The sequence below is a fragment of the Streptomyces sp. NPDC054847 genome (assembly GCF_053610925.1).
Map to the genome: position 1 here is coordinate 1 of NZ_JBSGZJ010000494.1, position 5,123 is coordinate 5,123.

Sequence of the window (5,123 nt, forward strand, 5' to 3'; positions counted from 1 at the left end):
CAGCACACGCCCACGGGGCCCCGCCCCCGGGGGACATCTACTCGGTCTTGATCGCCGTCAGCATGTTCAGCTTCGCCGCGCTCCGGGCCGGCCACAGCGCCGCCAGCACACCGACCACACCGGCCAGCAGCAGGAAGATCCCGATCCGGTCCCACGGCATGACCAGCACATAGCCGGGGATCTCCTTGCGGATGGTCTCGCCGATCGCCCAGGCGAGGAACGAGCCGAGACCGATGCCGACCACCGCGCCGAAGACCGAGATCACCACGGCCTCCAGCCGGATCATCCGCTTCACCTTGCCGCGGTCGAGGCCGATCGCCCGCAGCATGCCGATCTCCTGCTGACGCTCGAAGACGGACATCGCCAGGGTGTTGATGACGCCGAGCACCGCGATGATCAGGGCCATCGCCAGCAGCCCGTACATGATGTTCAGCGCCGTGTTGATGAACCCGCCGAACATGTTCCGGATGTCCTGCTGGTCCATGACGCTCATCGCCGGATTGTCGCCCAGCGCGTCGACCAGCGCCTGCTCGTTCGCCGCACTCGCGCCGCCGTCCATCGTCACCCAGATCTCGGGGATGTACGGCTTCGGCTCGTAGGGGGCGACGACGTCGGTGGCGACCAGGATCGGGGAGAGGAACTCGTTGCCCTTGTAGACGGCGCCGACCGTCAGGTTCTTGGTCTCCTTCTTGCCCTCCTGGCCGAACTCGGCGGGCAGGGTGTCACCGGTCTTCCAGCCGTTCGACTTCGCGGTGTCGTCGTCGACCGCGATCTGCCCCTTGCCGAGCGTGGCGAGCGAGCCCGAGACCGTCTCCAGGTCGAAGACCTTCTCCACGTCGCCCGGGGTGACCGCGGACGCCGAGTGCCAGTTGCCCTTGATCTCCATCGAGGACGCCTGCTGCGGGGAGACGGCGCTGACGCCCTCGGCCTTCTCGATCGCGTCGAGCGCCGACCGGTCCAGCGCGCCGCCGCCGGCCATCGAGACCATGTAGTCGGCCCTGATGTTGTCCGTGGTCATCTGATCGACGGCGCGGCCCATCGTGGCGCCGAGCACCGAGATCCCGGTGACCAGGGTGAGACCGATCGCCAGCGCGGAGGCAGTGGCGCCCGTACGGCGCGGGTTGCGCACCGCGTTCTGTCCGGCGAGCTTGCCCGACACCCCGAAGAGACGGTGCAGCAGCGGCCGCACCAGCGCGATCACCGGGCGGGACAGCAGCGGGATCAGGACGATGATGCCGACCAGCGCCAGGAACGCGCCGCCGCCGATGATCGTCCGGCCGTCGGAGCCGGCCGCCGCGCCGGCGACGATCGCGGCCGCGCCGAGCAGGGTGAGCACTCCGCCGATGGTGTTCCGCAGCACCAGCGACTTGGTGGTGGCGACAGCGTGCACGCTGCTCATCGCCGCCACCGGCGGGATCTTCGCGGCCCGGCGGGCGGGCAGCCATGCCGCCAGCACCGTGATCAGCACACCGACGGCCAGGGCGGCGGCCACCGCGGTGGGCGAGACGACCAGCGGTCCCGCGGGCACCTTGGCGCCGAAGGTGCTCATCGCCGACCGCAGACCCGTCGCCAGACCGAGGCCCAGCACGAAGCCGACCACCGAGGCGACGGCCCCGACGACCAGCGCCTCGAGGATCACCGAGCGCTTGACCTGCCGGCGGGAGGCGCCGACGGCACGCAGCAGCGCCAGCTCCCTGGTGCGCTGGGCGACCAGCATGGTGAAGGTGTTGGCGATCAGGAAGACGCCGACGAACAGGGCGATGGCCGCGAACGCGAGCAGCATCGTGTTCATGTTCGACAGGCCGCTCTCGATCTGCTTCGCCTGCTCGTCGGCCAGCTCCTTGCCGGTCTGTGCCTCGGAGTCCTTGGGCAGCAGCGGCTTCACGGCCGCGAGGATCTTCGTGTCGGAGGCGCCGGCCTCGGAGGTCACGGTGACGTCCGAGAAGTAGCCGGGCCGAAGGTAGAGCTGCTGGGCCACGGCGGTGTCGAACAGGACCAGGCTGCCGCCCGCGTTGACCGCGCCGTCCTCGGTGGTGAAGACACCGGCGAGGGTGTACTCCTTCACCGGGCCGTTGGTGGCCACCCGTACGGTGTCGCCGACCTTGTACCCGCCCTTGGCGGCGGAATCCTTGTCGAGGGCGATCTCGCGGTCCTCGCGCGGCCCCTCACCGGTGGTGAAGGTGTACGCGGCGTCCTTGCCGTCCTTGCCCGGAGCGAAGTTCGCGCCGGTGTTGGACCAGCCGTTGCCGATGAGCTTGCCGTCCTGGTCGGCGACGCCGGCGAAGCCGGAGACCCGGCCGGCCGCGGAGGCGACGCCGTCGACGCCCCGGATCTTCTCCAGGGTCTTCTCGTCGATGCCGGCGTCCTTCGCGGCCTCGCTCGGGTCGATGTAGGTCGTCACGGCGACCGCGACCTTGTCGTAGCTCTTGGCGGACTGGTTGCGGTAGGCGTTGCCGAGGGTGTCGGTGAAGACCAGGGTGCCGGAGACGAAGGCCACGCCGAGCATCACGGCGAGCACGGTCATCAGCAGCCTGGCCTTGTGCGCGAGCACATTGCGCAGGGCGGTACGGAACATGTGGGTGTCCTGGGAACGGGCACCGGCGTCCTCGCGGGCGGCCCGGCGGGGCCGGCCACGGGCCGGGCGGTGACAGGTGAGGTCTTGGGGGGCGCGCGGGGCAGGGCGCGTGCTGCGCGGCGGCCGGGGGCGCCGGGGCGTGCCGCGGGAGCGCCCGGGGCGGGCGCGCCGGCCCTGGGCGGGGAACGGGCCGGTAGGGGCCCGGCGACGTCAGCTCGTGCGGCCCTTGGCGTCGAAGGCCTTCATCCGGTCGAGGACGCCGTCGGCCGTGGGGCTGATCATCTCGTCGACGATCGCGCCGTCCGCCAGGAAGATCACCCGATCGGCGTAGGAGGCGGCCACCGGGTCGTGGGTCACCATGACCACGGTCTGGCCGAGTTCGCGCACCGAGTTGCGCAGGAAGCCGAGCACCTCGGCGCCGGACCGCGAGTCGAGGTTTCCGGTCGGCTCGTCACCGAAGATGATCTCCGGCCGGGAGGCGAGGGCGCGGGCGACGGCGACGCGCTGCTGCTGGCCGCCCGAGAGCTGGGTCGGCCGGTGACCGAGCCGGTCGCGCAGGCCCACCATGTCGATGACCCGCTCCAGCCACTCCCGGTCGGGCTTACGGCCCGCGATGTCCATGGGCAGCGTGATGTTCTCCATCGCGGTCAGCGTCGGCAGCAGGTTGAACGCCTGGAAGATGAAGCCGATCTTGTCGCGGCGCAGCTGTGTGAGCTGCTTGTCCTTCAGGCTGCCGAGCTCGGTCTCGCCGATGCGCACGGAGCCGGAGCTGAAGGAGTCCAGACCGGCGACGCAGTGCATCAGCGTCGACTTGCCGGAGCCGGACGGGCCCATGATCGCGGTGAACTCGGCCTGCCGGAAGTCGACGCTCACATGGTTCAGCGCGACCACCTGGGTCTCGCCCTGTCCGTACACCTTGGACAGGTCCGTGGCGCGGGCGGCCACGGCGGTGGCGCGGTGAGCGATGGGGGTGGTGGTCACGAGGGGAGCTCCTGTCGGGGGTGTGCCGTGCTGACTCCACCATCCTGTCCGCGCCGGCGCCGGGAATCGTCAGTCCCGATGCCCGTTCCCGGGGCCCTCTCCGGTCGGACCGGGCGGCCCGCTCCTCCTCCTTGGGTATGACGGCGCCCCTGAGAGACGAGGGGGACCAGTGAGGGCGCTTTTACGTCATTCCCAGGGGCTCGGGGCGGCGGTCGCAGGCGGTACGAGGGGGGTGCGCACACACCCCGACCTGGCCTGACGCTCCCTCAGGAGCCAATGGAACAAGACAAGATCGGGCCATCGCCCCGATGGCGAGTCGATCTGCACCGATAGGCTCGGGTGCCAACGCGGAGCCCTCGCGCCACGCCCGGGTGGTGGAATGCAGACACGGCGAGCTTAAACCTCGCTGCCCCTCGGGGCGTGCCGGTTCGAGTCCGGCTCCGGGCACCTCGACGCCCCACCGCCCGGCACACGGTCACCCTCTGTGGAGCCCTGTGCCGTGCTCCACTGTCACGATCCCGGAAAGATCCTCCCCGAGCACTAGAGTGTTCGCTTTGCTTCCGCATTACTCTTGACTTCTAGGCCGCGCACGGTGGCCAAGGAGGAGTGAGATGAGGAGCAGCAACCCGGTCTTCTCGCGACGGGGGTTCAGCCGTGACAACGGCTACGCCGGCTTCAACGCGCAGCAGCAGCCGCAGGCCGGGGGCCCCGCCGTAGGAACGAACCCCTACGCCCAGGGCGCCGGCAACCCTTACGCGACCAACCCCTACGCCCCCACGGACACCCAGTACGGCGCCCCGGCGCCCGTCCGCACGGACGCCATGACGATGGACGACGTCGTCACGCGCACCGGCATGACGCTGGGCATCGTGGTTCTCGGTGCGGTCCTCGCCTGGGCCGTCCTGCCGGTTTCCCCCAGCAGCTACGGCATCGCCATCGGCTCGGCGCTCGTGGCCTTCGTCCTCGCGATCGTCCAGTCCTTCAAGCGCACCCCGTCGCCCGCGCTGATCCTGAGCTACGCCGCCTTCGAGGGCATCTTCCTCGGCGTGATCAGCGAGATGTACAACAGCCGCTGGGACGGTGCGCCCTTCCAGGCGGTGCTCGGCACCATGGCCGTCACCGGCGCCATGCTGTTCGTGTACAAGCAGCGCTGGATCAGGGTCACCGCGCGGTACGCCCGCATCGGTATGACCATCGCGATCGCCTTCATCGCCGTGATGGCGGTGAACCTGCTGCTCGTGGTCTTCGGCGTCGCCGAGGACGGCGGTCTGCGCAGCTTCGGGCCGCTCGGCGCCATCGTCGGCATCCTGGCCATCCTGATCGGCTGCTTCTTCCTCACCCTGAACTTCAAGGAGATCGAGGACGGCATCACCTACGGCGCGCCGCGCCAGGAGTCCTGGCTGGCCGCCTTCGGCCTGACCGTGACCCTGGTGTGGATCTACCTGGAGATGCTGCGTCTCGTCTCGATCCTGAGCGGCGACGACTAGCAGACCCGTTGCGCGGCTTCACGACCGCGCGGCACCGCAGCCTCGCTGCGTCGCAGAGAAGGGCCCGCAGACCGTACGGA

3 protein-coding genes and 1 tRNA gene are annotated in these 5,123 nt (G+C 70.0%); 2 read left to right on the forward strand and 2 right to left on the reverse strand.

The genetic code is table 11. From position 1 onward, the window contains the following. Window positions 1-37: 37 nt before the first annotated feature. Together ACWGH4_RS30860 and ACWGH4_RS30865 are read right to left on the reverse strand one after the other, a co-directional pair. On the reverse strand, window positions 38-2,575 hold the full coding sequence (locus tag ACWGH4_RS30860; RefSeq protein WP_453466705.1) for an ABC transporter permease: 2,538 nt from the start codon (window positions 2,573-2,575) through the stop codon (window positions 38-40). A gap of 210 nt (window positions 2,576-2,785) precedes the next feature. Then, window positions 2,786-3,556 (reverse strand): ATP-binding cassette domain-containing protein, encoded by a 771-nt coding sequence (locus ACWGH4_RS30865; RefSeq protein ID WP_441267008.1) that lies wholly within the window; start codon window positions 3,554-3,556, stop codon window positions 2,786-2,788. Between the two features lie 365 nt (window positions 3,557-3,921). Between ACWGH4_RS30865 and ACWGH4_RS30870 the strand changes: the two genes are divergently transcribed. Then, window positions 3,922-4,003: transfer RNA gene (locus ACWGH4_RS30870), tRNA-Leu, on the forward strand. A gap of 164 nt (window positions 4,004-4,167) precedes the next feature. After that, window positions 4,168-5,043: a Bax inhibitor-1/YccA family protein gene (locus ACWGH4_RS30875; RefSeq protein ID WP_453466707.1), complete on the forward strand. Its 876-nt coding sequence runs from the start codon at window positions 4,168-4,170 to the stop codon at window positions 5,041-5,043. The last annotated feature ends 80 nt before the right edge of the window (window positions 5,044-5,123 follow it).

Coding starts and splice junctions, on each gene's coding strand:
- ACWGH4_RS30875 (WP_453466707.1), top strand. CDS start 4,168: ATGAGGAGCAGCAACCCGGTCTTCTCGCGACGGGGGTTCAGCCGTGAC.
- ACWGH4_RS30860 (WP_453466705.1), bottom strand. CDS start 2,575: ATGTTCCGTACCGCCCTGCGCAATGTGCTCGCGCACAAGGCCAGGCTG.